Source organism: Paractinoplanes ferrugineus, assembly GCF_016862195.1.
In the GTDB taxonomy this organism is placed as follows: domain Bacteria; phylum Actinomycetota; class Actinomycetes; order Mycobacteriales; family Micromonosporaceae; genus Actinoplanes; species Actinoplanes ferrugineus.
Genome location: NZ_BOMM01000032.1, coordinates 1 through 24,347, shown reverse-complemented (window position 1 = coordinate 24,347; position 24,347 = coordinate 1). Strand labels below are relative to the sequence as shown.

Annotated in this window: 29 protein-coding genes and 1 tRNA gene; 16 read left to right on the top strand and 14 right to left on the bottom strand. The window is 68.7% G+C overall.

Annotated elements, in window-relative coordinates; all coding sequences use genetic code 11:
- Positions 1–19 precede the first annotated feature (19 nt).
- Positions 20–721, bottom strand: coding sequence for a 4-carboxy-4-hydroxy-2-oxoadipate aldolase/oxaloacetate decarboxylase (locus Afe05nite_RS17875; RefSeq protein ID WP_203818259.1), 702 nt, complete (start codon positions 719–721; stop codon positions 20–22).
- Between the two features lie 227 nt (positions 722–948).
- Between Afe05nite_RS17875 and Afe05nite_RS17870 the strand changes: the two genes are divergently transcribed.
- Positions 949–1,734: a LamG-like jellyroll fold domain-containing protein gene (locus Afe05nite_RS17870; protein WP_203818258.1), complete on the top strand. Its 786-nt coding sequence runs from the start codon at positions 949–951 to the stop codon at positions 1,732–1,734.
- A 19-nt stretch (positions 1,735–1,753) separates the two neighbouring features.
- On the opposite strand, the gene Afe05nite_RS17865 is transcribed toward Afe05nite_RS17870, so the two are convergent.
- Positions 1,754–2,161, bottom strand: a complete 408-nt coding sequence (locus tag Afe05nite_RS17865; RefSeq protein WP_203818257.1) for a VOC family protein — start codon at positions 2,159–2,161, stop codon at positions 1,754–1,756.
- A 9-nt stretch (positions 2,162–2,170) separates the two neighbouring features.
- On the bottom strand, positions 2,171–2,608 hold the full coding sequence (locus tag Afe05nite_RS17860) for a helix-turn-helix transcriptional regulator (RefSeq protein ID WP_203818256.1): 438 nt from the start codon (positions 2,606–2,608) through the stop codon (positions 2,171–2,173).
- An 82-nt stretch (positions 2,609–2,690) separates the two neighbouring features.
- Here Afe05nite_RS17860 and Afe05nite_RS17855 point away from each other — a divergent pair, with 82 nt between their 5' ends.
- From Afe05nite_RS17855 to Afe05nite_RS17840, 4 genes are all read left to right on the top strand, one after another.
- Entirely contained in the window at positions 2,691–3,446 is a 756-nt protein-coding gene (locus Afe05nite_RS17855; protein WP_239117924.1) for an alpha/beta fold hydrolase, read from the top strand.
- A 142-nt stretch (positions 3,447–3,588) separates the two neighbouring features.
- Complete coding sequence (locus Afe05nite_RS17850; protein WP_203818255.1) at positions 3,589–4,041, top strand: hypothetical protein; 453 nt, start codon at positions 3,589–3,591, stop codon at positions 4,039–4,041.
- A 66-nt stretch (positions 4,042–4,107) separates the two neighbouring features.
- Entirely contained in the window at positions 4,108–4,722 is a 615-nt protein-coding gene (locus Afe05nite_RS17845; protein WP_203818254.1) for a hypothetical protein, read from the top strand.
- A 288-nt stretch (positions 4,723–5,010) separates the two neighbouring features.
- A complete protein-coding gene (locus Afe05nite_RS17840; RefSeq protein ID WP_203818253.1) occupies positions 5,011–5,817 on the top strand; it encodes a hypothetical protein in 807 nt (268 codons plus the stop codon).
- Between the two features lie 540 nt (positions 5,818–6,357).
- On the opposite strand, the gene Afe05nite_RS17835 is transcribed toward Afe05nite_RS17840, so the two are convergent.
- The gene (locus Afe05nite_RS17835; protein WP_203818252.1) at positions 6,358–7,257 is read right to left on the bottom strand and encodes a hypothetical protein; all 900 of its coding nucleotides are present in this window, start codon (positions 7,255–7,257) and stop codon (positions 6,358–6,360) included.
- Positions 7,258–7,426: 169 nt separating this feature from the next.
- Here Afe05nite_RS17835 and Afe05nite_RS44580 point away from each other — a divergent pair, with 169 nt between their 5' ends.
- On the top strand, positions 7,427–7,558 hold the full coding sequence (locus tag Afe05nite_RS44580; protein WP_275407483.1) for a hypothetical protein: 132 nt from the start codon (positions 7,427–7,429) through the stop codon (positions 7,556–7,558).
- A gap of 482 nt (positions 7,559–8,040) precedes the next feature.
- Here the strand turns inward: Afe05nite_RS44580 and Afe05nite_RS17830 are convergent.
- Positions 8,041–8,111, bottom strand: a tRNA-Gly gene (locus Afe05nite_RS17830).
- A 53-nt stretch (positions 8,112–8,164) separates the two neighbouring features.
- Positions 8,165–8,665, bottom strand: coding sequence for a pyridoxamine 5'-phosphate oxidase family protein (locus tag Afe05nite_RS17825; protein WP_203818251.1), 501 nt, complete (start codon positions 8,663–8,665; stop codon positions 8,165–8,167).
- A 75-nt stretch (positions 8,666–8,740) separates the two neighbouring features.
- Here Afe05nite_RS17825 and dcd point away from each other — a divergent pair, with 75 nt between their 5' ends.
- The gene (dcd, locus tag Afe05nite_RS17820; RefSeq protein WP_203818250.1) at positions 8,741–9,319 is read left to right on the top strand and encodes a dCTP deaminase; all 579 of its coding nucleotides are present in this window, start codon (positions 8,741–8,743) and stop codon (positions 9,317–9,319) included.
- 72 nt (positions 9,320–9,391) lie between these two features.
- Positions 9,392–10,030, top strand: a complete 639-nt coding sequence (locus Afe05nite_RS17815) for a class I SAM-dependent methyltransferase (protein WP_203818249.1) — start codon at positions 9,392–9,394, stop codon at positions 10,028–10,030.
- Here Afe05nite_RS17815 and Afe05nite_RS17810 read toward each other — a convergent pair.
- On the bottom strand, positions 9,924–10,502 hold the full coding sequence (locus Afe05nite_RS17810) for a YcxB family protein (protein ID WP_203818248.1): 579 nt from the start codon (positions 10,500–10,502) through the stop codon (positions 9,924–9,926). The genes Afe05nite_RS17815 and Afe05nite_RS17810 overlap by 107 nt on opposite strands.
- A gap of 161 nt (positions 10,503–10,663) precedes the next feature.
- Here Afe05nite_RS17810 and Afe05nite_RS17805 point away from each other — a divergent pair, with 161 nt between their 5' ends.
- Positions 10,664–10,930 carry a YciI family protein gene (locus Afe05nite_RS17805; RefSeq protein WP_203818247.1) on the top strand — a complete coding sequence of 89 codons (267 nt, stop codon included), beginning with the start codon at positions 10,664–10,666 and terminating at the stop codon, positions 10,928–10,930.
- Here the strand turns inward: Afe05nite_RS17805 and Afe05nite_RS17800 are convergent.
- The gene (locus Afe05nite_RS17800; RefSeq protein WP_203818246.1) at positions 10,927–11,463 is read right to left on the bottom strand and encodes a phosphoribosyltransferase family protein; all 537 of its coding nucleotides are present in this window, start codon (positions 11,461–11,463) and stop codon (positions 10,927–10,929) included. The two genes, Afe05nite_RS17805 and Afe05nite_RS17800, sit on opposite strands and share 4 nt — an antisense overlap.
- Before the next feature lie 90 nt (positions 11,464–11,553).
- On the opposite strand from Afe05nite_RS17800, the gene Afe05nite_RS17795 reads away from it, so the two are divergent.
- The gene (locus Afe05nite_RS17795; RefSeq protein WP_203818245.1) at positions 11,554–12,684 is read left to right on the top strand and encodes a PP2C family protein-serine/threonine phosphatase; all 1,131 of its coding nucleotides are present in this window, start codon (positions 11,554–11,556) and stop codon (positions 12,682–12,684) included.
- On the opposite strand, the gene Afe05nite_RS17790 is transcribed toward Afe05nite_RS17795, so the two are convergent.
- The gene (locus tag Afe05nite_RS17790) at positions 12,681–12,830 is read right to left on the bottom strand and encodes a hypothetical protein (RefSeq protein WP_203818244.1); all 150 of its coding nucleotides are present in this window, start codon (positions 12,828–12,830) and stop codon (positions 12,681–12,683) included. The genes Afe05nite_RS17795 and Afe05nite_RS17790 overlap by 4 nt on opposite strands.
- Before the next feature lie 262 nt (positions 12,831–13,092).
- Between Afe05nite_RS17790 and Afe05nite_RS17785 the strand changes: the two genes are divergently transcribed.
- Complete coding sequence (locus Afe05nite_RS17785; RefSeq protein ID WP_203818243.1) at positions 13,093–14,949, top strand: acyl-CoA dehydrogenase; 1,857 nt, start codon at positions 13,093–13,095, stop codon at positions 14,947–14,949.
- A 71-nt stretch (positions 14,950–15,020) separates the two neighbouring features.
- Here Afe05nite_RS17785 and Afe05nite_RS17780 read toward each other — a convergent pair whose 3' ends face one another.
- Positions 15,021–15,539 carry a SixA phosphatase family protein gene (locus Afe05nite_RS17780; RefSeq protein ID WP_203818242.1) on the bottom strand — a complete coding sequence of 173 codons (519 nt, stop codon included), beginning with the start codon at positions 15,537–15,539 and terminating at the stop codon, positions 15,021–15,023.
- An 89-nt stretch (positions 15,540–15,628) separates the two neighbouring features.
- Between Afe05nite_RS17780 and Afe05nite_RS17775 the strand changes: the two genes are divergently transcribed.
- Positions 15,629–15,904: a DUF6458 family protein gene (locus Afe05nite_RS17775; protein WP_203818241.1), complete on the top strand. Its 276-nt coding sequence runs from the start codon at positions 15,629–15,631 to the stop codon at positions 15,902–15,904.
- Positions 15,905–15,974: 70 nt separating this feature from the next.
- Here the strand turns inward: Afe05nite_RS17775 and Afe05nite_RS17770 are convergent, their stop codons facing one another.
- Positions 15,975–16,814: an SDR family oxidoreductase gene (locus Afe05nite_RS17770; protein WP_203818240.1), complete on the bottom strand. Its 840-nt coding sequence runs from the start codon at positions 16,812–16,814 to the stop codon at positions 15,975–15,977.
- 116 nt (positions 16,815–16,930) lie between these two features.
- Here Afe05nite_RS17770 and Afe05nite_RS17765 point away from each other — a divergent pair, with 116 nt between their 5' ends.
- Positions 16,931–17,287, top strand: coding sequence for a winged helix-turn-helix transcriptional regulator (locus Afe05nite_RS17765; RefSeq protein WP_203818239.1), 357 nt, complete (start codon positions 16,931–16,933; stop codon positions 17,285–17,287).
- Here Afe05nite_RS17765 and trhA read toward each other — a convergent pair.
- Positions 17,276–17,953: a PAQR family membrane homeostasis protein TrhA gene (trhA, locus tag Afe05nite_RS17760; RefSeq protein ID WP_203818238.1), complete on the bottom strand. Its 678-nt coding sequence runs from the start codon at positions 17,951–17,953 to the stop codon at positions 17,276–17,278. The two genes, Afe05nite_RS17765 and trhA, sit on opposite strands and share 12 nt — an antisense overlap.
- Before the next feature lie 79 nt (positions 17,954–18,032).
- Between trhA and Afe05nite_RS17755 the strand changes: the two genes are divergently transcribed.
- Genes Afe05nite_RS17755 through Afe05nite_RS17745 form a run of 3 tightly spaced genes read left to right on the top strand, consistent with a single transcriptional unit; the run spans position 18,033 to position 20,222 of the window.
- On the top strand, positions 18,033–18,638 hold the full coding sequence (locus Afe05nite_RS17755) for a 5-oxoprolinase subunit B family protein (RefSeq protein ID WP_203818237.1): 606 nt from the start codon (positions 18,033–18,035) through the stop codon (positions 18,636–18,638).
- Positions 18,635–19,468, top strand: coding sequence for a 5-oxoprolinase subunit C family protein (locus Afe05nite_RS17750; protein WP_203818236.1), 834 nt, complete (start codon positions 18,635–18,637; stop codon positions 19,466–19,468). Before Afe05nite_RS17755 ends, Afe05nite_RS17750 begins: the two co-directional genes overlap by 4 nt.
- The gene (locus Afe05nite_RS17745) at positions 19,464–20,222 is read left to right on the top strand and encodes a LamB/YcsF family protein (RefSeq protein WP_203818324.1); all 759 of its coding nucleotides are present in this window, start codon (positions 19,464–19,466) and stop codon (positions 20,220–20,222) included. Before Afe05nite_RS17750 ends, Afe05nite_RS17745 begins: the two co-directional genes overlap by 5 nt.
- Here the strand turns inward: Afe05nite_RS17745 and Afe05nite_RS17740 are convergent.
- The gene (locus Afe05nite_RS17740) at positions 20,219–22,006 is read right to left on the bottom strand and encodes an NHL domain-containing thioredoxin family protein (protein ID WP_203818235.1); all 1,788 of its coding nucleotides are present in this window, start codon (positions 22,004–22,006) and stop codon (positions 20,219–20,221) included. The two genes, Afe05nite_RS17745 and Afe05nite_RS17740, sit on opposite strands and share 4 nt — an antisense overlap.
- Before the next feature lie 64 nt (positions 22,007–22,070).
- Positions 22,071–24,347, bottom strand: a 2,277-nt coding sequence (locus Afe05nite_RS17735; RefSeq protein WP_438868328.1) for an LppU/SCO3897 family protein, incomplete at its 5' end; no start/stop codon positions are given.

Below are 24,347 nucleotides of genomic sequence, written 5' to 3'. Positions count from 1 at the left end.
CCCGGTCGTGGTCTGTGGGTCAGTCACCTTTCACGTACTCCTCGTAGGAGACGTACTCGATGCCCAGCTCGGGAAGCCTCGCGCGCAGGCCGTAGCGGTCGAGGCCCAGCTCACCCGCGGCGAAGGCGGCCCTGGTCGCGGCCTCCTTGTCGAGGCGGGCCTGGGCGGCGGTCAGCGCGCGCGGCACGTCGGCGCGCGGCACGACGGTCACCCCGTCGTCGTCGCCGAGGATCACGTCGCCGGGGTGAATCGTCTGTCCGCCGAGGACGACCGGGACATTCACCGCGCCGGCCGTGGCCTTGACCGAGCCCTGGGCGCTGATCGCCCGCGACCACACCGGAAACCCCAGATCCCGAAGATCAGCCACATCGCGTACGCCACTGGCCAGCACCGCGCCGCGCACCCCGCGTTGCCGCAACGCCCCGGCGAAGAGTTCGCCGAACAGGCCGTCGGTGGACGGCGAGTTGGTCGCCACGACCAGGACGTCACCGGGGCGGCACTGCTCGACCGCCACGTGGATCATCAGGTTGTCGCCGGGCCAGCAGAGCACCGTCACGGCGGTGCCGCCCATCTTGGCGCCAGGCCAGGCCGGGCGGAACTCGGGGCCGAGGTAGCCGACCCGGCCGACGGCCTCGTGCACAGTGGCCACGCCGTATTCGCCCAGGGTCTGCGCGTCCCGCTCGTCGGCGCGAGGTGGATCGGTGACTACGACGGTCTTCATGACGGCCTCCCCCTGGCGGGCTTCGAGCCTGCCTCGGGCCCAGCCTAGGACGCGTCCCCCGATTGTCAACAATGTCGGCGACAAAGACCGTTTACATTGCTCTACCAAGCCACTGAATTGTTGACAATAATGTCGAGCGGCATTCGACGCGTACCTCTTCCGAGTGCATTTTGCCGGTTCCCCGGCGCAGCAGCGGTGATCTAGGCGGCAATCCGGACAATAGCCACATGTTCTCCATCGGGCGTCGGTTCACTCCGCTGTTCCTCGCCGTTGGGCTCGTCCTCGCGCAACACGGCCCGACCGCCATCCGGCCGGCATCGGCCCAGGTCCCGGCGGCCGACCACGACAGACCCCGGGTCGGGGTCGCCACCGCGCCGGTCAGCATCCGATACACATTCGACAGTGGCCCGCGGCTGCCGATCACCGATCTCGACGGCGGACATCCGCTACGCCCGCTCGGCGAGAACGGCGGCAAGCTCCGACTCGTACCGCAAGGAACAGGTCTGGCGGTCGCCTACCCGGACCGATGCACGCGGGCCCGGGAGGCGGATTGCCCCCGGGCGATCCTGCAGGGACTCCGGGACGACAGCCTCAACCCGGGAACCCGACCGCTGGTGTACGGGGCATCGGTGCTGATGACTCGCAGTGACCTGGCCGACGGGGCGAACGTGTTCCAGAAGGGCTACTCGGTCGGGGGTGGCAGTCAGTTCAAGCTGCAGGTAGACCACCGGCTGGGCCACCCGAGCTGCGTGGTCGTGGGCCGGCTCGGCGGGATCTTCCGGGCTGAGCCGTCGCTGAACGTGGCCGATGGCCGCTGGCACGTGCTGGCCTGTGTGCGCTCCGCGGACCGTCTGACCCTGCGCGTGGACGGCGAGGAGAAGGCCTGGGTCCGCCTGCCGCCCCGGTTGATGATCGCCAACGCCGAACCGTTGCGCGTCGGCGGAAAGGGGCCGGCTCGCGGAAACGACCAGTTCGCCGGCCTGATCGACAACGTCTTTCTCCGCATCGAGTGACCGGCTGCGGCCCGTGGTTCTAGAGCTGGTTGATCCGGACCATGGTGCCGGCGGGATCGCGGAAGGCGCAGTCACGCACCCCGTACGGCTGGTCCATCGGCTCCTGCACCACTTCGGCCCCACTCGCCTGCACCCGGTCGAACGTGCCCGACAGATCCTCGGTGGCCAGCACGATCCCGGCGTAGGTGCCCTTGGCCATCAGCTCGGCGATGGTCTGCCGCTCGACATCGGTGATGCCGGGATCGGCGGCCGGCGGGTGGAGCACGATCGACGTCTCGGGCTGATCCTTAGGACCGACCGTGATCCAGCGCATGTTCCCGTACCCGACATCGCCGCGGACCTCGAACCCCAACGTGTCCCGATAGAACGCGAGCGACTTCTCCGGATCGTCGGCCGGCAGGAACGAGTTTCGAATGATGATGCTCATGCCGTCACGTTAGGTGGCTCGGACCCGAACTGCTTCTCGATTCCTGATCGGCCGGGTGATCTGCTTGGCGACACAGGCCGGAAGGCCGGCGGCATCCTCCGCCGCCAACCTCTTGTACACGCTGGGTGACATGCCGACCAGCTCCGAGAAACGCGTGCTGAAGGTGCCGAGCGACGAACAGCCCACCGCGAAACAAACATCGGTGACACTTCGGTCACCCCGGCGAAGAAGGGCCATGGCGCGTTCGATGCGGCGGGTCATCAAATAGCTGTACGGCGATTCGCCGTACGCCGCGCGGAACTCCCGACTCAGATGACCGGCCGACATGTGTACGCCACGGGCCAGCGCCTCCACATCGAGCGGTTGCGCGTATTCGCGATCGATGCGGTCCCGCACCTGGCGCAGCAGCCGGAGCTCTCTGAGCCGGGCCTCCGATCTGGCAGTCACCCCTACAGGGTGCCCTGTTGCCGGCCCTTTTTGCAGCCCAGACGCCTAGCCGATCTCCATGGTTACGATTAGCATCGAATAGGTGACGATCAGTGTGCGGGCCGGCATGGCTCCCCTGATCGTGTTCGTCTCCGCCCTCGGCTTCAGCGGAAACTCGTGGAAACCCGTAATCGACCGGCTGCCCGGGGCTGCCGTCTTCACCTATGACCGCCCCGCATGCGGAAAAGCGCCGCCCCGCCCCGCGCCGAACCCGCCGCTGCCGTTCAGCGTCTTCGCCGACGAGCTCGCCGCCACCCTCGACGCGGCCCGCGTCACCGAGCCGTTCGTGCTGGTGGGCCACTCCATCGGGGCCTCGATCGCCCGGGTGTTCGCGCACCGCTGTCCCCACCGGGTGGCCGGCGCCGTGTTCCTCGACGCCTCCCTGCCGCAAAGCCTGACCTGGCCGCAGACGGACTTCTTCATCGACGGCGACGAGGAGACCGGCACCGCGATCGACGTCGTCGCCGGCCACGTCGAACTCCTGCGCGCCCAGCCGTTGAGCGTCCCCGCCGTGGTGATGACCCGCCGCCGGCACTGGTGGATCCCGGACTTCGCCGCCATCCCGCACCCGGCCCTGGACGACCTGTGGCACCTGACCCAGCAGCTCCTGGCCGACGATTGGCGGGCCCCGGTGATCGTCGCCGAGAACTCCGGCCACCTGCTCCCGATCGATGCCCCCGACCTGGTGGCCTACGCCGTCCACGCGGTGGCGTCCGCCGTCCGGGCCGGCTCCCTGACGCTGGACCGACGCCACGTGGCTGAGCTGGGCGGCACCGCCCATCTCGATCCCGCCGCGTAACCGTTCGCCCCTGCGCAGAGCCGATCAACTACCCGCCCCACGCCGCCCGGACTACCGCTAACGCGGGACTGCGCGAAATGGCCATCGCGGCTTAGGTTCTTTCAGGCCAGCCACGATAGGCAATGAACGGAGCCCGGAAAGAATGTATGCCACCAAGGTTCGACAGCGTCGGCAACGACGTAACCGAATGGCATTCGCTTTCTACTGCTTCGCCATCGCGGCGGTGGTGGGAGCCGGCGGAATGGCCTTCGCCGCCGAAGACGGGCCCGCCTGGACGACCGAAACCCAGGTGCGGGTCGAAATCGAAACGGGCGTGCCGACGGCAACCGAGACGCCCCCGGCCAAGCCGGCCGGCACGCCCGCTTCGCCCTCCCGACCAGCAGGCAGAACGCTCCCGGCGACGTCAACGCCGACCGCAGGTCCCGCGGTCACCCCGACGTCCCCGGCAGCCGCCCAGCCCCTGGTCGCCGACCCACAACCGACCCGAACCGCAACAACCGAAACCAGCCCACAGGTGTCCGATGCGGAGCCGTCGACCTCCACAGAAACGGCAGCCGCTCCCGCACCGCTGGAAAGCACCAGCAAACAGCCATGAACCAGGACCGTCCTCGTGCGTGCGACCTCCACCAGCGCACACACACTTACTCGTAGGAGCCACTTGATGTCGCGCAGCAAAAAGCGTCTCGCCGTCATCGGTACCGGCGTCGCCGTAGCCGCCCTCACCATCGGCGGAGTCGCATTCGCCGCCTTCAACCGTTCCGCAACGGCCAACGCCACAGGCGCCGGCACGGAAACGTTCGAGCCGCTGACGGCGAATGGCACCTGGATGGGTCGTCCGGACGGCAACGGGTACCCGGCGAACGGAAAGCTCCTGCTGCCGGGCGAGTCGGGCGACGTCCAGCTCGTCCTCGGCAACCCGAGCTCGAACACGGTGCAGGGCAAGGTCGTCTCCATCACGCCGACCGGCCTCACGAACGACTGTTCCGGAAACCTCCAGCTCGCCACCTACCAGCCGGGCGGCGCGCTCGTTCTTGACCACGGCGGCTCGGTCACCGTGACCTTGAAGAAGGCCGTCAGCCTGAAGAGGGAAGCCACGGAGACCTGCAGCGGCCTGCGGTTCGACCCGAAGTACACGGTGGTTTTCGAGGCCACCCGCGAGCCGGTGAAGACTTCCCCGACCGGACTGGAACCACTCGGCAGCCCGGTTCGTTCGGTTGCCGGGGCCGGCACCGCCCAGAAGTCGGACGAGGACAGCCAGGTCGCCGACACCAAGTAACTCCGGCTGACAAGGGAAAGGGCGCCCGCCTTAGCGGGCGTCCTTCCGCCGGTTACGTCTCGACTTCCTCCCCCGGCGCCCGAACCTGCACGCGGTGATCTTGCCGCTCGTCACAGCGCGATAAGCGCAGAATGTGCCAGAAGCCGCCGCCCTCGATGCGCTCGCGCTCGTTCGATGAGACTGGCGTTCCAGAATTCGGTATAGCCAGCGCTCCACGTCATTCCTCAGTTGTCGAGTCCAGGCGCGCGCGAACCAGGCAGCTCTTGCCCCCGCCGTTAGCGTGGAGATATGTCTGGCGGCAACTACGCATCTCTCCTGATCAGCGTGTGTGCCCTTGCCCTCGCCATCTATGGCGTCTTGGAACGGCGCCGCGACGTCAGGCGCAGCGAGTGGCTTCGGCTCACCGCCGCGATCGCCGATCTCGACGCGTTGTCCTTCGAGCAGCTGAAAACGCCAGACGGTCTGAACGCGGGCGACTTCACGAACGCGGTCAACAGTCGCCGCGAGATTCTGTCGTTTCACGCGCTCGCGCTGCTGCCGAAGTTCCAGAAGCAGGTCACCAGTTCGGAGCTACGAGTGCTCGCGTACGCCTTGAGTCGGGCAGGCTTCCCGTCCGAGGCTGAACGTATCTGGATCCGCGCAACCACTGCCGCAAAGTCGGAGGGTCCGACTCAGGTCCTCTTCGCCCACCGCGGATACGCGTACTTCCTCTATTCCGGTGGCCGTACGGACGATGGACGGGCCCAGATGCGACAGGCCATCGATGCCGCGGGCCATGACGACGACTTGCTGGCAAAAGCCGTCGAGACCCTGAAATTCTGGGCGGTGGAGGAAGCACCTGGCGACTTCGTCGACGACCTTCACTCCGAGGCGAAGTCGCTTGCCGCTCGGATCAGAGCGCCCCGGATTCGTGCTCGAGTCAAGGAAGCTCTGGATGCGCCAGTGGGCGACGCCTTAAGCCCACCCCCTAAGCGCGAGCAATCCCGAACCACAACTCGCTTCAAGATCAACACGGCCCGTTCGCAGAGCGGCGCTCAGCCCGACGCCAGCCCGCCAACCCGACGCCGGCCCGCTAACCCGACGCCGGCCCGCTAACCCGACGCCGGCCCGCTAACCCGACGCCGGCCCGCCAGTCCGACGCCAACCGCCTAGCGCGCCCACCGCAACGTGGGGGTCTGGGGGGTCGCCCCCAGGCAGATATGCGAGGAGCCCCCGATCCGCGCTTTTTGCGGATAGAGGGCTCCCGGAGACGAGCGGGTGACGGGAATCGAACCCGCACTGTCAGCTTGGGAACCGGACAGAGCAAGTTGATCAGCTCAGTCGACCACACCTATCAGTGACGCGGAGCGGCCTGGAGTGACCTGGTGTGGCCATGCTTAATGGCACGGCAATGGCACAGCGACGTTCGGCATGACTTGCTTACGGCGGGCTAAGGGAAGACTCTTCCCCGAGCGCACGCCGAACGCGCCGCTCTTGTCGAGGGACCAGACGGCCATGCCCCCGGCGGCCGGAGGCACTGCTTCCCGCGCCAACATGATGTAGCGGAAGGCTCCATGCGGCGGCACTTCATCCGGGCAATCCCGCTCTCGCGCGGTCTGGCAACGCCACCTCGGCAAAGCTCCGCCAGCAGCAAAGTTAGAGATTTGCCACCGACTGCGCTTTGTCCTGATCGAGGGAGGGCGTGGAGTCCGACCACAGCAGATTCAGTGAACGTAGATAGGTCTTGATTGTGGTTGACGGACTATCGACGTCGAAGAAGTACTCGAAAACAGGGCTCTCGGCCGCGTCGATCAACGGTAGATAAGGAATGAGCCGGAGCCAACCGTCTACCAATAGTGCGTTCATGCTTGGAACACCTAGGTAAGTGCGAGCTTGAACATTTTCCGCCGGTTGGCCAAACCGAACGGCGTGTGCTCGATGCCGCTCGCAGGCGGCCAGCACCTCGCGAATTTCGCCTTCCTGCCGAATGCTTGGACAGAGCCGGTGCTTGAGCTGCTCGTATTGCATGATCGCATTCTCTGGTGCCGTCACCACCACCTTCAAGACGGCCCCCTTTTCTAACGCCGCGCGCATCGGCGACTGGTAGAGCGAAACCATAGCGTTGTATCCGGTGTGCGCCACGAAGAAGATGTTTCGCCCATTCCTGATCCGCTGACTGATCGCGCGGTTGTCCTCGTCGTTTAGGTTGTCGTAAATCACGAGGTCGAGCGGATCGCTCACCGCGCCTACCGTTGGCGCCTCGAGGGCAGATGGAGTGAACTCGGTGGCGGCCCGATCCGGCGTCAACGATTCGAAGATCTGGCTCGCGGGCAGGCCGTCGAACATCGCCTCAATGACTCGGCAATGGTGCGGGTGTGGGAGGCCCTTCAAAGCACCTGACAGCCAGCGGTAGAAGTGTGCGCGGCTCGGCCAGGTCCCGACAAGTTGGGGATCAAGGGCGGCGGCCGCCCGATCATACTCGCGGCAGAACGTCCTGTATGTCTGCCAGTGCTTGACCTGCAAAAGGAACTTGAGCCGGCTCGCCTGCTCCGTCATGGGGCCGCTCCTTGTATCAGGCGTGTCCACACGTGACCTAAAGGAGACCTCACGATACCGAACAACTACCAGGCGAGGCTTGGGCGATATCCCGCCGAGATCTGTCTCTTGTTCACCATCGAGTCGAGGCGCAGCAGAGTGTTGCAGCCAAGATTCAGAAGGGGTCCACATGAACGAGATCATCAAAGAAATAGCTCGGACCGTCAGGCATGCGGTGTCCGAACCGTACCGCACGAGCCGCCTTTGCCTGCTGATTGTGATCGTCACCCTATGTTGGGCGGCCATCCAGCATCTGACTTAGCGAGGCTCGTCGGACCCGCGCGCGATCGGGTCGTGCGTTCTGGGACCGAGGCGAGTGTTGACGTTACGACCTTGCTACTTGTTAAACCTAAGCAGCGCCGGCCTACGAGACGGTGCTCGACCGAGTTCAGACGCGGAGGCCCTAGTGGGGTCGGCGGCTCCTGACCAGGGCTCCCGCGTTTGGAGCGGGTGGCGGGAATCGAACCCGCATATTCAGCTTGGGAACCGTACTGAGGTGCTTGCTCCGTTCGGTCGACCGCAGCTTGCGGAGGAACCGGGCGGCCTGGAGTGGACCCTATGCGGCCCTGCCGAAGTGACCGACATCGCGAGGAGAGCGATGAGGGGCAAGGGGCGGCAGCCCGGGGCTGGCGCTTCCCCGCCGACCTCAACCACCGCAACGTGGGGGTCTGGGGGGTCGCCCCCCAGGGAAAATGCGAGGAGGCCCGGTCCGCGCTTTCCGCGGACACGGGCCTCCCACCTCCGAGCGGGTGACGGGAATCGAACCCGCACTGTCAGCTTGGGAAGCTGATGTTCTGCCATTGAACTACACCCGCGTAGCGGCACCACTGTACCTGATCGGTAGGGGCTGTGGCGGCAGTGGCTCGGGTTAACCGACGTGGGCGAGTGGGCGGGATAACTCGGCTCTCCAGGTGCGGGACATGGGGGCGAAGGCGGGGGCGATGGCCAGGGGGATGGCGCCGGCGGGGCCGTGGCGGCGGAGGGTGGCGGAGGTGATGTGGAGTTCGTAGAGGTGCCAGTCGACGGCGGGGGACGCGCGCAGGGCTTCGGACAGGGCGGCGACGACCAGTGGGTCCTGGACTCGGGTGGCGGTGCCGGTCAGGAAGGCCTCGTCGTCGCTCTCCTCGGGCGGGTAGGAGTGCAAGGCGTAGCGGCCGTCGCGGGAGAGGTCGCCTCGTTTGGGTGACCTGACTATGAAGCAGTAGAGGCCCTCGTCCGTGAAGACCGGGGAGACCGGGTGCAGCCGCGGGGCGCCGTCGGGCCGGACGGTGGCCAGGTAGGCCAGGCCGGGGCCGTATTGCTCGAACAGGGCGCGGATGGCTGCCGCCAGGGTGGGGTCGGCGGCGGTGAGATCGGACCAGGTAGCCATGGGGTCATCTTATCGAACATGTGTTCGACGCGCCCGGGCGGACACGCCGAAACTGCAGGTCGGTATGGTGTTCCGATGCTGCTCTCGGACCGTGACCTCGTCGCTGAGATCAAGACGGGCGATCTGGCGCTCGAGCCGTTCGATCCGGCGCTGATGCAACCGTCCAGCGTCGACGTGCGGCTCGATCGGTTCTTCCGGGTGTTCAACAACCACCTCTACACGCACATCGACCCGGCCGAGCAGCAGGACGACCTGACCGCCGAGGTGGAGGTGCCCGACGGGGAACCGTTCGTGCTGCACCCGGGGGAGTTCGTGCTCGCGTCCACGCTCGAGGTGATCACGCTGGGCGACCAGCTGGCGGGGCGTCTCGAGGGGAAGAGTTCGCTCGGTCGGCTGGGGCTGTTGACCCACTCGACGGCCGGCTTCATCGACCCCGGGTTTTCCGGGCACGTGACGCTGGAACTGTCCAACGTGGCCAACCTGCCGATCAAGCTGTGGCCGGGCATGAAGATCGGGCAGCTCTGCATCTTCCGGCTGTCGAGCCCGGCCGAGCACCCCTATGGGTCGGCCGTCTACGGCTCGCGCTACCAGGGACAACGCGGCCCGACGCCATCCCGGTCGGCGCAGAACTTCCGGCTCTGGCCGACCCGCTGAGGCGACGGTGCGGCCCCCGCTGAGGCGACGGCCCGGCTCACGCTGACGCGATGATCCGGCCACACTGACGCGATGACGAGCCCGAAGCATCAGATCAAGACCCGGCTTGCGTACGACACGGTCGCGGCCGATTACCACGTCCTGCTCGAGGGCGAGCTCAGTCGATCGACCTGGGAGCGGTTGGTCCTCGCCGGGTTCGCCGAGCGGGTCGACGGCCGGGTGGCGGATGTCGGGTGCGGGCCGGGGCGGATCACGGCGTACCTGGCGAAGCTTGGTGTTGACGTGCAGGGGATCGACCTGTCGCCGGGGATGATCGCGGTGGCCCGGGAGGCCCATCCGACGATCGACTTCAGCGTCGGTGATCTGCTCGAGCTGGATCTTCCCGACGCGAGTCTGGGTGGCCTGGTCGCCTGGTATTCATTGATTCACGTCCCGCCGGAGCTGTGGCCGGCGGCGTTCGCCGAGTTCTTCCGGGTGCTGCGCCCGGGCGGGCATCTGCTGCTCGGCTTCAAGGTCGGTGACGAGAAGCGGGTGCTGCGCAACGGGTACGGCCACGAGATCGACCTGGACGTCTACTGGATGCCGCCGCAGCGGGTCGCGGACCTCATGACCGGGGCCGGAATTGATGAATCGTTGCGCCTTGTTCGGGCTGCCGTTGACTATGAGGGGCAGCCGCAGGCGTACCTCCTCGGGGTGAGACCGGAGCGCTAGCGCCCCGGACCCGCACGCCGTGACCAGCGGCGGTGCTCAAGATCTGGTCGATCTGTGGGCGGGTGAGCGAGCCGGTGGGCACGGGCAGGACCCGCATCGGCCCACGCCGGAAGATCAGCTGGCCGGGTGCGTCCTCGACGCCGCTGAAGGCGGTCCACGAATATGCGTGCCGGCTCTCCAGGCTCGAGCTGGCGACTCCGCCGTCGGTGATCTCGTACGTGGTGAGTGCGCTGTCGCTGAGTGCTTCGCGGGTGCCCGCGTTGATCAGCAGCATCGGGACGCCGACCGCGAGGAGCGCCCCGGTCAGCACCAGCGTGAGATAGCCGCCGCCGTGCACGATCTCGAGCGTCAGGGCCAAGGCGATGAAGGCCCAGCCCAGCAAGCGTGCGGTCAGCACGACGGGGCGGAGGCCCCGCCGAACCGCGGACGCGATGAGCCGGGCATCGGGCTGCGCACTTATCGTGAAGAACACTACCAAAATGTAACTTTTTGGGTCCTGATGTGGTATGGGCTGGTCGGCGAGTGAGATTTGCCGAGAAGTTTCCTTATGACCGGACAAGCGCAGCCAGGCGGTCAGGACCGTACGATTGGCGAGCCCCGAAGTAAGGCGAGAGGAGCGTCACCGTGTACGTGATGATTTCGAAGTATCTGGTGCCGCTCGACGAGGTCGACAAGGTCCGCGACGAACATCTGGCCTTTTTGGACGGCCTGGCCAAGCAGGGCAAGCTGGTGATCGCCGGGCGGCAGACCCCGCCGGTCGGTGGGCTCGTCATGATCGACGCGGAGACCGAGGAGGAGGCGCGGGAGCTGATGTCCGGCGACCCCTACCTCGCCAAGGGCCTGGCCGAATACACCGCCACCGGGTTCCGGCCGAGCCTGGGCCGGCTCACCGACGTCTAGAGGTCGGAGCCGTCCAGCAGCCCGCGAATGGCCAGTTCGGCCGCGACCGGGGGCGGACACTCGTCGACGATCACGGCCGCGCCCACATAGGCCGGGCCCAGCAGCGTGCGCAGGGCCCGGATCTGGGCGCCGGTCGAGGCCCAGTCGTCGACCACCAGCACGCGGTCGTCCGGGGTGATCAGCTCCGCCCGTACACCTAGAAGCTGCTCGTCACCGCGATGGTCGCTCGGCACCGGGACCCATCGCATCGGCTCGGCGATGGGCCGGCGAACGCCGGCCCGATAGGCCTCCACGAAGCCCACGCCGAGCGCGCGCGCCACCAACGGTCCGAGGAGGAAGCCGGTGACCTCCGGCGAGACGACAACCGTCGGCGACGACGCCCGGAAAAGATCCCCGAGTGCCTCGCCGACCCCGGCGATGATCGATGGATCGCGCCACCACCCGGAGCGGTTGCTCACCAGATATCCGGAGCCGTCGCCGGGATCGGTCCAGCGGAACGCGGACCGGAGGCGATCACCTAGATCGACTGCCATGTGGACATCCTGTCACCGCCGGTCGGCCCTACCGGCAGAACCGCGTCAGACTACGGGTCAAGTTGATGCAGTGACCGGCCCTGATCGGGCATGCTGTTCCGCGTAACCATGCCTATTCTCGCGCCGGGCCGTCGCCGCCCGTTGAGCCTTGGATCCCGCGCCGGCCTCGGCGCGGCCCTCGTGCTGCTCGCGGTCGTGTCCGCGGTGGAACTCGCCGACGGCCCGCACGCCCACTTCGTCGGCCTTCTCGCGGGCGTCCCGTTCCTGGCCGCCGTCTTCGCGTTCTGGCAGACCGTGCTGTTCGTGGGGGTGCTCGCGACGATCGTCGGGATGATCTTCGTGGGGGCGGACGGCTCGCTGGGCATGTCCGGCCTGGTCACCATCGTCGGCATCATGCTGGCCACCGGCATCGCGGCGGTGGTGGCGACGATCCGGCAGAAGCAGGACGATCGGATCGCCGAGCTCCAGCGACTCGCCGCGGTGGCCCAGCAGGCGGTGTTGTCGCCGGTGGGGCCGCAGGTCGGGGCGTTGTCGGTGGCCGGACGCTACATCTCGGCGACGGCCGCCGCCGACATCGGCGGGGACCTCTACGAGGCCCTGGACACCCCGTTCGGGGTCCGCATCATCATCGGCGACGTGCGCGGCAAGGGGCTGGACGCGGTCCGTCTGGCAAGCATCGTGCTGGGTTCCTACCGGCATGTGGCCTATGAGCGGGCCGACCTGAAGGCGATGGTGGCCGACCTCGACCGGGCGGTGGCCCGCAGTGTCGGTGACGAGGATTTCGTGACGGCGGCCCTGGTGGAGGAGCGCGGCGGGACGCTGACCATCGTCAACTGTGGACATCCCGCTCCGTTGCTGCTGCGCCGGGGCCAGGTCATCCCGCTCGAGCCGCCGGCACCGGCCCCTCCGCTGGGCTTCATGCCGGAGGTCAAGGTGCGGGTGGAGCGGCTCGAGCCGGGCGACCGGCTGCTGCTCTTCACCGACGGCCTCGGCGAGGCGCGCCGGGATGGCGAGTTCTTCCCGACTGCCGATCGCGCCTGGCGGCTTCTCGGGCACGGCACAGTCGGAGATGGGCTCGCGTCCCTGGAGTCCGCGCTGGTGGATTGGGTCCACGGGCGGCTCGAGGACGACATTGCCCTGGTGCTGCTGGAATACACCGGCCCTGACGACGGCCCGACCGTCCCGATGCCGAGCTGGGAAGTCGGTGCCGCCGGCAGTTAGGCTGCTGCGGTCTCGGCCGTTTCGGCCGGTTTGTCGACAGGTCCCGGTCCGGTCGGCATCTCGGGCTTGCGGTGTCGCCCGACGTAGTTGCGTGGCTGGTTGGCCTGGCGAGGCTCGGGAATCAGGTTCTTGATCGCGGCGAACATAGGGCCCCCTCTTGGGTCCGTGCGGCGACGACTCTCTATCGACCACAACGAGCCAAGAGACAGCTCGATACGTCGAAGGAATCTTTCTGGCCGAACGGCTGTCCTCCCGCCCATCCGATCGGCCGGACTGGATGTGCGATCCGGCTGTTGGTCACAGAACGCCTCGCGGCTTGTCGCCTTCTACCGATGAGTAATACAGTGGCAGTTACTGACGGGTAACTCGCGTGTCACTCGCGTCGTTCGGAAGCGGGGCCAGTACCTCATGACTCACTACAAGAGCAACCTTCGAGACCTCCAGTTCAACCTGTTCGAGGTTTTCGGGGCTGACCGTGCGTTCGGCCAGGCGCCGTTCGATGACATCGACGCCGACACCGCGCGCGACGTCCTTGCCGAGGTCAACCGCCTCGCGACCGAGGATCTTGCGGCGAGCTACATCGACGCCGACCGCAACCCGCCGGTCTTCGACCCGATCACACACACCGCCCCGCTGCCGCCGGCGTTCAAGAAGTCGTTCGAGCAGTGGATGGCCTCCGAGTTCTGGCACCTCGACCTGCCGGCGTCGCTCGGCGGCACGCTCGCGCCGCGCGCCGTCTGGTGGTCGCTGGCCGAGCTGGTGCTCGGGGCCAACGCCCCGGTGTGGATGTATTCGTCCGGTCCCTCGTTCGCGCACGTCGTGGACCAGGAGGGCACCGAGGAGCAGAAGAAGTGGGCCAAGCTCTTCGTCGAGAAGCAGTGGGGCTCGACCATGGTGCTCACCGAGCCCGACGCGGGCTCCGACGTGGGCGCGGGCCGGGCCCGGGCGATCGCGCAGCCGGACGGCTCGTGGCACCTCGAGGGGGTCAAGCGGTTCATCACCTCGGGTGAGCACGACCTGACCGACAACATCATCCACTACGTGCTGGCCCGTCCGGTCGGCGTCGAGGGAGTCGGTGGTCCGGGCACCAAGGGCCTGTCGCTGTTCATCGTGCCGAAGTTCCACTTCGACCCGGAGACGGGCGAGCTGGGCGAGCGCAACGGCGTCTTCGCGACGAACGTCGAGCACAAGATGGGCCTCAAGGTCTCGAACACCTGCGAGCTCACCTTCGGTGAGCACGGCACCCCGGCCAAGGGCTGGCTGCTGGGCGAGGTGCACTCCGGCATCCGGCAGATGTTCATGATCATTGAGTACGCCCGGATGATGGTCGGCACGAAGGCGATCGCGACCCTGTCGACGGGTTACCTGAACGCCCTGGAATACGCGAAGAACCGCGTCCAGGGCGCAGACCTGGTGCAGAACGACGACAAGGCGGCGCCGCGGGTAACGATCATCCACCACCCGGACGTACGCCGCTCGCTGATGCTGCAGAAGTCGTACTCCGAGGCCCTGCGCGCGCTGGTGGTCTACACCGGAACGTGGCAGGACAAGGTGGCGATCGCCGAGGCCGCCGGCGACGTCGAGGCGGCCAAGGCCGCCGGCCAGGTCAACGACCTGCTTCTCCCGCTGGTCAAGGGCGTCGGTTCGGAGCGGGCGTACGAGCTGCTCGGGCACGAGGCGCTGCAGACCTACGGCGGTTCCGGCTTCCTGCAGGACTACCCGCTGGAGCAGTACGTCCGGGACGCGAAGATCGACACCCTGTACGAGGGCACGACCGCGATCCAGAGCCTCGACCTGATCTTCCGCAAGATCGTGAAGAACCAGGGCCGGGCCCTCGCCGTCCTCGCCGGCGAGATGCAGGAGTTCGTCACGAGCGAGGCCGGCAACGGTCAGCTCAAGGAGGAGCGCCTGGGTCTCGGCAAGGCGCTCGGCGAGATGCAGCAGATCCTCGGCACGACCATGGGCTGGCTGGCGTCGGTGCAGGGCGGCGAGGCCCGGGAGCTCTACAAGGTGGGCCTGAGCTCGCGCCGGGTGCTGCTCGCGCTCGGTGACGTCGTGCTCGCCTGGCTGCTGCTGCGGCAGGCCGAGGTGGCCCTCAAGGCGCTCGGCGGCGAGGTGTCGGCCGCCGACAAGAACTTCTACGAGGGCAAGGTGGCAGCCGCGCGGTTCTTCGTCCGCGAGGTGCTGCCCCGCGTCGGCTCCGACCGCCGCATCATCGAGAACACCGTCCTGGACCTGATGGACGTGTCCGAGGACGCCTTCTAAGGGCTTTTCGCACTCTCCTGAAAACGGCGAAGGCCGGCTCGGACAAGGATGTCCGGGCCGGCCCGCGTCGTTCAGCCGCGGGCCGTGTGCCGCTCGACCAGGGACATCGAGCCCGGCTCGGTGGCCGACCACGGCCCCTCGGCGCGGTGCACGGCCAGGCCGGAGGTGCGCAGCTCGACCTGCCGGCCGTCCCACTGCTCGTCCGGGACCAGCAGGACGGACACCTCGGAGACGGTCGGGTTGTGGCCGACCAGGAGCACGGTGCGCACGGTGTCGGAGACCGTACGGAGTAGATCGAAAACCTCGGTGCGACCGCCCGAATAGAGGCTCTTCTCGTAGCGCACCTCGGGTGCCGGCTGGCCCGGATGCGCCTGCGCGAGGGCGATCGAAACGCCCTGCCAGGTCTGCCGGGTGCGTGCCGCCGAGGAGCAGAACACCAGGTCGGGGCGGATGCGCTCGTCCGCGAGCCAGGCCCCGGCCGCGTCCGCGTCGGTCTCCCCGCGGGTGGTGAGCCGACGGTCGAAATCGGGATCGTCGGTGGGTGCCTCCGCCTTGGCGTGCCGGAGGATTACGAGGGTCCGTGCGGTCATGTGGACAGCTTGCCTGATTGGGATTCGGGACGCGTGGGTAACACACCACCGACGCATTGACCTCGGTGAGGACCTAGGAGGAGCCGACGATGGGCATCGGCGGAAGTATCTTCCTGCTGGCGTTAGGGGCGATCCTCGCGTTCGCCGTACACGCGGACATCAGTGGGCTGGACATCAACATCATCGGATGGATCCTGATGGTCGCCGGCCTGATCGGCCTGATCATCACGCTCTGGTTCTGGAACAGCCGTCGCCGCACCGTGGTGACGCGTCAGTCGACCACGCCCGTCGCCGGGCCGGGATATGCCGCGGAATACCGGGAGACGCGTCGCGACGACGTGCCGCCCCCGCCCCCGGGTTACTGACCAGGCAGGACTTGCGATGCCGACCGGCCGCCCCCACCCCCTGGGCGGTTCGGTCGGCGTCGCACTGTCGTCAGTTCTTCAGTTCCTGGGCGATCGCGTCGGCCAGCGGCGTGACCGGGCGACCGAGCAGCGACTCCAGGTCGGTGCGCTCGACGAACAGGCCGCCGGCCGCGGCACCGCGGTCGGAGTCGGCGAGCACCTCGGCGAACGGCTGCGGGACACCGACACCGACAAGCGTCTCGACGTACTTCTCCGGGGACAGGTCGGTGTAGGTGACGGTCCGGCCGGACTGGCGGGAGATCTCGGCAGCCAGCTCGGCCATCGTGAACGCCTCGCCGCCCAGCTCGTACACCTTGCCCGCGTGACCCTCGCCGACCAGGGCGGACGCCGCCGCCTCGGCGTAGTCGGCGCGCGTCGCGGCGGCGATCTTGCCGTCGCCGGCGGCGCCGAACAGGCCCTGCTCGAGGGCCGGGGCGACCTGGTAGTTCTCGATGTACCAGCTGTTGCGCAGCAGCACGAACGGCACGCCGGAGTCAGCGAGCAGCCGCTCGGTGGCCGCGTGCTCGCCGGCCAGAATGAGGTCGCTGGTGTCCGCCTTGGCGATGCTGGTGTAGGCGATCAGGCCGACGCCGGCGTTCTTGGCCGCGGTCACGATGTTGGTGTGCTGCGGGATCCGCTTGCCGACCTCGCTGCCGGAGATGAACAGCACCTTGTCGGCCCCGGTGAACGCCTCCGTGAGCGCGTCGACGTCTTCGTAGTCGACGTGCTTCGCCTGGACCCCGAGGTCGGCGATCTTGTCGAGCTGACGACCGAGACCGACGATGTCGGCAGCCGGTACGCCCTTGGCGATCAGCGACTGGATGGCGAGGCGGCCGAGGTGTCCGGTGGCGCCGGTGACGACGATGGTCATGCTGAGCTCCTTCTTGGGGTTGCTTCCATTCGGCTCAACGACGCAGCTCAGAGCTCACTTCCCAAAAGATAGCGGGCACCTTGAAGTGCAGTACTTACCCGAGGGATAGTTTGCTGGTGGAGACCAGTGTGTATGCGAAAGACTGCCCGAGCCGGCAGATCCTCGACCGGATCGGCGACACCTGGAGCGTTCTCGTCGTGGTGATGCTCGCAGACGGCGCGCATCGTTACACGGAGTTGGCGAAACGCATCGAGGGGGTGAGCCCCAAGATGCTCACCCAGACCCTGCGGGGGCTGGAGCGCGACGGCCTGATCAGCCGGACGGTGCACCCGGTGGTGCCGCCGCGTGTCGACTACGCCCTGACCTCGCTCGGACAGAGCCTCTACGGCCTGGTCGAGGGTTTGGAGAAGTGGGCCGAGGCGCACATCGACGACGTGCAGGCGGCCCGGGTGGCCTACGACTCAGGCGTATAGCGCGAAGTACACCGCGACGTGGTGGCAGGCCGCCGCGATCAGCGTGCACGCGTGGAAGAACTCGTGGTGGCCGAAGACGCTCGGCCACGGGTTCGGGCGGCGCAGCGCGTAGAAGACCGCTCCGATCGTGTAGATCACGCCACCGGTGGCCAGCAGCACCAGGCAGGCCACGCCGCCGTGCTGCAGCACGTCGGGGAGGATGGCGACCGCGCCCCAGCCCAGCGCCACATAGAGCGGGGCTCCCGCCCACCTCGGCAGATGCGGCCAGATCACCTTGAGGGCCACGCCGCCGAGCGCCCCGCCCCAGATCAGGCTGAGCATCAGCGTCGCCTTGCCGGGACTCAGCAGCTCGACGCAGAACGGCGTGTAGGTGCCGGCGATGAAGATGAAGATCATCGAGTGATCCATCCGGCGCATGATCTGATAGCCGCGCTCGCTCCAGACCCGCCGGTGGTAGAGCGCGCTGATGCCGAACAGGCCGCACACCGTGATGCTGTAGATCAGGCAGCTCAGAAAGGGCGCGATGCCGGGCCGGCTCAGTGCGATGGAACTGAGCACGATGCCGCCGACGATGGCGACGAAGAACGCGTACTGGTGGAGGCGGCCGCGCAGCCGTGGTTTCCCGAGGTCCGCCGGCTTCATGCCGAACGGGGCGGTTGTCGTCACGCCTCCTAGGTTACGGCACCGTAAGTTACCTGCAAGTAGTCCCGCCGGTGGTGAAGCTGCTCACGGCATGATGCTCGACATGAGATTACGGCGAGCCGGCTTCTCGGCGCTGCTTGTCGAGTGTCGCGACGGTGAACATGTCGAGGCCTGGCGCGCTGAGATCTGGCGCCGACGCGAGGCCGGTGAGCTGCGCGTGACCGACATCGTGCCGGGCGCCCGAACCGTCCTGCTCGATGGCGTTGCGCCGGGAACCGCCGAGTTGCTCGCCGATTGGCCGGAACCAAGCGTCGCGCAAAAACAGGTACAACGACTCGTCGAGATCCCGACCACCTTCGACGGCGAAGACCTGTCGGAGGTGGCGGCGATCTGGGGTGTTTCGTCCACCGCGGTCATCGATCGGTTGATCGGCACCGAACTGGTCGTGGCGTTCGGCGGCTTCGCACCCGGCTTCGCCTATCTGCGAGGAATGCCGGAAGCCTGGTCGGTGCCTCGGCTCGCCGCTCCGCGGCCTCGCGTCCCGGCCGGGTCCGTCGGCCTCGCCGGCCCCTACGCGGGCATCTATCCCACGGCGTCGCCGGGCGGCTGGCGGTTGGTGGGCCACACAGATCAACAGCTTTTCGACGTACGGGCGGAGCCACCGGCCCTGCTGACCCCCGGGACCCGGGTCCGCCTGGGGCCGGCATGATCACCGTCGTGCGGTCCGGGCCGCTGACCACCGTGCAGGACCTCGGCCGCCCCGGCTACGCCCACCTCGGCGTGCCCCGGTCCGGTGCGCTCGACCAGCCGGCGCTGCGGCGGGCGAACGCGCTGGTCGGCAACCTACCGGAGGCCGCCGGACTGGAGACGACCCTGCTGGGATGTGCGCTTCGCTTCGACGTGGCGGTCCGGGTCGCGGTCACCGGGGCGACCGCCCGGCTGCGGCTCGACCAGGTCGACGTCGAAGGTGAGCTGATCGAGGTGCCGGCCGGGGCGGTGCTCGACGTCGGCCGGGCCACTCGCGGGGTGCGCTCCTACATCGCGGTCGCGGGCGGGATCGACGTCGAGCCGGTGCTCGGAAGCTGCTCGAGCGACACCCTCTCCGGCCTGGGGCCGCCGAAGCTCGGCGACGGCATGACGCTGCCGATCGGCGACGCCGCCAGTGCGCCGGTGGTCGAGGACATCGCCGTCGCGGTTACCGTCGCCGAGGAGCTGTCGCTAGGGCTGCGGCTCGGACCCCGGGACGACTGGTTCGTGGCGGCGGAGGTCTTCGCTACCGCGTACACAATCTCGCCGCTCAGCAACCGGGTCGGATGCCGGCTGGCCGGCAGCGGCTTGACCCGCACCCGGCTCGGCGAATTGCCTTCCGAAGGGGTGGTGCTCGGCGCGGTGCAGGTGCCGGCCGACGGGCAGCCGCTGATCTTCCTCGCCGACCATCCGACCACCGGCGGCTATCCGGTGCTGGGGGTGATCGACGACGTGTCGCCACTCGCCCAGGCGCGTCCAGGGACTACCGTGCGCTTTCGTGAGCTCGATTGACCTGAACGCCGACCTCGGCGAGGGTTTCGGTCGCTGGACGCTCGGCGACGATGAAGCCCTGCTCGACATCGTGACCTCGGCGAATGTGGCCTGCGGCTTCCATGCGGGCGATCCGTCCACTATGCACAGGATCGGCGTCGCGGCGGTGCAGCGCGGCGTGGCGATCGGAGCCCAGGTCGGCTACCGCGACCTGGCCGGCTTCGGCCGTCGCCGGATCGACTACGACCTGGACGAACTACGCGACGACATCCTCTATCAGATCGGTGCGCTCGAAGCCTTCTGCCGGGTGGCGGGCGGGCAGGTCGACTATGTGAAGCCGCACGGCGCGCTCTACAACACCGCCGCGGTCGACGAGGGCCAGGCAGCCGCGGTGGTGGCGGCGATCCGAGCGTACGACCCGGCGCTGTCGGTGCTCTGCCAGCCCGGATCGGTGCTGGCGCGGCTCGCGGCCGTCGCCGGCCTGACCGTCGTCGGCGAGGGCTTCGCCGACCGGGCCTACCAGGCCGACGGAACGCTGATGCCCCGCTCGGCGGACGGTGCGCTGATCCACGACGCCGACCAGGTGGTGGCCCGGGCGGTGCGGATGGCCGTCGCCGGCGAGGTGGAGAGCGCCGACGGCGAACTGATCACCTGCGACGTGCAATCGATCTGCGTGCACGGCGACACCCCGGGGGCGGTCGACCTGGCCGCCCGGGTGCGAGCCGGCCTGGCCGAAGCCGGCCGCACCGTCGGACCGTTCGTCTCCTGGCGCTAGCTCTCGTCCGTCCCGCGCAGAATCAACGGGAGGCGGGTTTGGCCGTCCTCGGTGACGACGACCGGGACGCCCCAGTCCTGACGGGTCAGGTGACAGGCGGCGAACTCCTCGTCCACATCGCAGGTCGCCGCCTGCGCCACCACCTGCAGGACGCCCTTCGCGACGGCCGGGTTCATCACCAGCGCCCGGGTCAGCTGCGTCGTGGTGCCGGCGCCCTCCAGCAGGAGTTCCGGCGGGGACGCGGAGATCTCCAGCCGGGTGGACGGACCGAACTGGGTGTCCAGCTTCTGACCCGGCGCCGGGGTGAAGATCACATCTAGCGTCAGCTTGCCCGGCGCCACCAATGACGGAGGGCGCTCGGTCTTGTGACGCTCGCCGGTCACGGTCTTCACCACGCCGGGAGCCAGCCGGGTCAGGCGGTGAGCCGACGACTCCACCACGATCACGTCGCCCGAACCGGTCACCACGATGTCGCTCGGCTCGTTCAAGCCCGAATCGACAGTCGACACCTCGCCGGTCGCCGGGTCGAAGCGGCGGACCGCACCGTTGTAGGTGTCGGCCACGAGCACCGAACCGTCCGGCCGGGCCGCCACCCCGAGCGGATGCTGGAGCAGCGCCTTCTCGGCCGGCCCGTCCACATGACCGAAGTCGAACAAGCCCTGGCCGACCGCGGTGTGCAGCACGCCGGCCTCGATGTAACGCAAGGCGGACGTCTCGCTGTCCGCGATCCACAGCCGGGTGCCGCCCACCGACAGACCGGACGGCTGAGCCATCCACACATCCGGGATCGGGCCGTCGCGCAGCGACTCGACGGTCGTGCCGGCATAGACACCCGTCGTCTTCGCCGCCGGATCGAACCACCACAGCTCGTGGATGCCGGCCATGGCGATGATCACCTTGTCGTCGAACCAGGCCAGGTCCCACGGCGAGGAGAGGTCAGCGGCCAGCGCGTCCTGGGTGCCGTCGACTGCCGACCGCCACGGCCTGCCGGTGCCCGCCACCAGCGAGACCTCGCCGGACGCCAGCCGCAGGCCACGCAACTGGTGGTTGACCGTGTCGGCGACCAGCACGTCGTAACCGACCTCGGCGGCCACCTCAGCCGGCAGGAGCAGCAGACCCTGCGGCTCGTTGAACGGCGCACCCCGCTCGCCGCTGCCGAAACGGCGCACCAGCTTCTCGCCGTCGGCGGTCACCTCCACCACCGAATGCCGGGCCGAATCGCTCACCAGCAGATTTCCACCCGGCAGCTCGATCGCCTTACCGGGGAAGCGAAGCAGGGTGTCGGACCCGGCCGGCGGAACGTACGGGCCGTCGCCGCGGTGCAGCGTGCCGTCCGCCTCGTGCTTCACGATCAGCTCGTCGATCAGACGGGACAGGCCCTCGGCGTGGCCCTCCCCGGCCATCGACGCCACCAGATAACCGGTCGGGTCGATCACCGCGAGCGTCGGCCAGGCCTTCGCCGCGTACTGCTGCCAGAGGTGCATGTCACCGTCGTCGACCACCGGGTGGTGCACGCCGTAACGCTCCACGGCGGCGGCCAGTGCCTGCGGGTCGCGCTCGTGCTCGAACTTCGGGGAGTGCACGCCGATCACCACGACGGCGTCGCCGTACCGCTCCTCGAGCGGCCGCAGCTCGTCGAGAACGTGCAGGCAGTTGATGCAGCAGAAGGTCCAGAAGTCGAGCACCACGACCTTGCCGCGCAGATCGGCCAGCGTCAGATCTTTACCGCCGGTGTTCAGCCATCCTCGGCCCCGAAGCTCGGGAGCCCGCACACGCCCAGTCATCGCACCATCGTGCCGCACCGGAAGATCCGGAGCGGCACGAAGGTGGTCAGGATGACATTCAGGCTCAGCTGTGCGGCTTGAGGCAGAGGATCTGGTTCTTGCCGTCGCCGGTCGGGTTGAGCACGTGCGGCTGGTTGGGGTCGGGGCACTGCGCCTGCGCGTCGACGATCTGCACGATCTCGAACGAACTGGCATCGCCGCAGTCGGCCTTCACCGCTTCGCTGCCGTTCTGCTTGACGCACTCGCCGGCCTTGACCGTGAGGGTCTCACTCTTGTCCCCGGCCACCAGGTAGACGATGCCGAACACGACACCGAGCAGCAGCACCGCACCGACGATCACCGACACCAGGATCGGAAGCATCCGCACGTGCGGCGTCTCCGCCTTGGCCGGCTTCTCGTCCGGCCCAGGCCAGCTGGTGGTGTCTTCCGGGCCGGGCGGCGTGACGGTGGCCCGGCTGACCGCGCCGGAGATCTCCGGCGTGGACGGCGCCGGAAAACCGGGAACCGGCGAACCGTACGGGTCATTGCCGCGTCCCGCGATGTCCGTGGTCATCTCGCCGTACGGCTCGTTGCCCGGCTTAGCCGGTGGCGCGAACGGATAGCCGCCACCGGAGGCCGGCGCCGGATTGGTGAACTCAGCCATCGGCGACTGGTTGCGCTGCTCCGCTCCCGGCTGGCCGAAGCCCGGTCCGGATTGCCCGAAGCCCGGACCCGGCGGCCCGAAGCCAGGCTCCGGTCCGAAGCCGGGCCCTTGCTGCCCGAAGCCCGGTCCCTGGGGCCCGAAGCCGGGCGCGGGCTGGCCGAACTCGGATCCTGCCTGGCCGAAGTCGGATCCCGGCTGCCCGAAGTCCGATCCCGGCTGCCCGAACTCGGAGTTGGGCCGGCCGAAGTCCGATTTGGGGCGCCCGAAGTCGGAACCTTGCCGGCCGAAGTCGGATCCCGGCTGCCCGAAGTCGGATCCTGCCTGGCCGAACTCGGATCCTGCCTGGCCGAAGTCGGATCCGGGCTGGCCGGAGACCGGGCCGGGCTGGCCGAAGCTGGGAGCCTGCCGGCCGAAGTCGGGGCCGGGCTGGTGGGGCGGTGCGGCCGGGCCGCCCGGGGTCGGCGGGGCCACCCGGGCGCTCGCGGACGCGCGCGCGGTGGCGCGGGCCGGCGACTGCGGGGCGACGCCCGGCTCACCGCCGGGTGCGTTCTGGTCGCCGGGACGTGCGTTCTGGTCACCTGGGCGGTTCTGGTCACCTGGGCGGCCGTTCGGGTCGCCGGGGCGCTGCGGGAACGCCGGAGAGCCGAATCCGCCGAAGCCGGTCGGCTCGTCGAACGCGTCCGGAGCCGACGGCAGGGCGAACTGGCCGGGCGCCGGCACTGCCGACGAGGCGGACGCCGACGGCGGGCCGAACGGACCCGGGGCGGGCACCGCCGAGGAGGCGGACGCGGCCGGGGAGCCGAACGGGCGCGGAGCCACGTGGCCGCCGGAAGCCGGGCGAATGTCCTCGAACGACGGACGGCTGCCGTTGTTCGCGGGGCGGTTGGTGTCGAACGGCAGCTCGGTCGGAGCCGGGAAGCCCGGCTCGTCGGCCGGTTCCTCGTCGGCGGGCTCGGCCGGAGCCGCCGGCCGACCGTAGACGCGGGCCTGCGGCGCGGCCGTGGGCGGCGGTGGAAGCTCGGCCGGGTCGATCGGGCCGCCGAGACTCGCCGACGGAACCGAGGCGCTGGCCGTCACCGGCCGGGCCGAACCGACCACCGGGGCCGACGGCTCGGACGGGTCACGCGGAGCCGGAACCGAGCGGTTGTCGAGACCCGACCCGAAGGCGGCATTGGGCACAGGCTGCGGGAATTCCGAGGCACTGCCGTCGGGACGCCGGTACAGCGCGTGGTTGTCCCCGTCGCCGTCCGGACCGGCGGGCGAGGACGGGCGCGCGGAACCGTAGACCGGCCGCCCCTCGTCACCGGAGTTGGCTGCCGAAGCGGCGTGCGAGCCGGCTGCCGATGTGGCGTGCGAGCCGAACGCCGCGGAACCGCCCTCGAGCGGACCGGCCGGGGAAGCGGGCCGGGCCGAGCCGTAGACCGGGGCCTCGGACCTCCCGGCCCCGAACGGCGAACCGGCGGTCTCGGGAGCGGTGCCGAACTGACCGTCGCTTGAACCGCGGCCGAACTGCTCGTCGCCCGGACCCGAGCGACTGTGTGCGGCGTCGCCGGCGTTGCGGCCGAACGGATCGGGCCGGCCGTTGGGCTGCTCGGACGCGTCCGGCGCGGGCTCGGCACCGGGTCGGCGGCCGAACGGGCCGGCGGGCGCCTCCGCAGCCGGGCGACCGAAGGGGTCAGCCTGGTTGTCGCGGCCGAA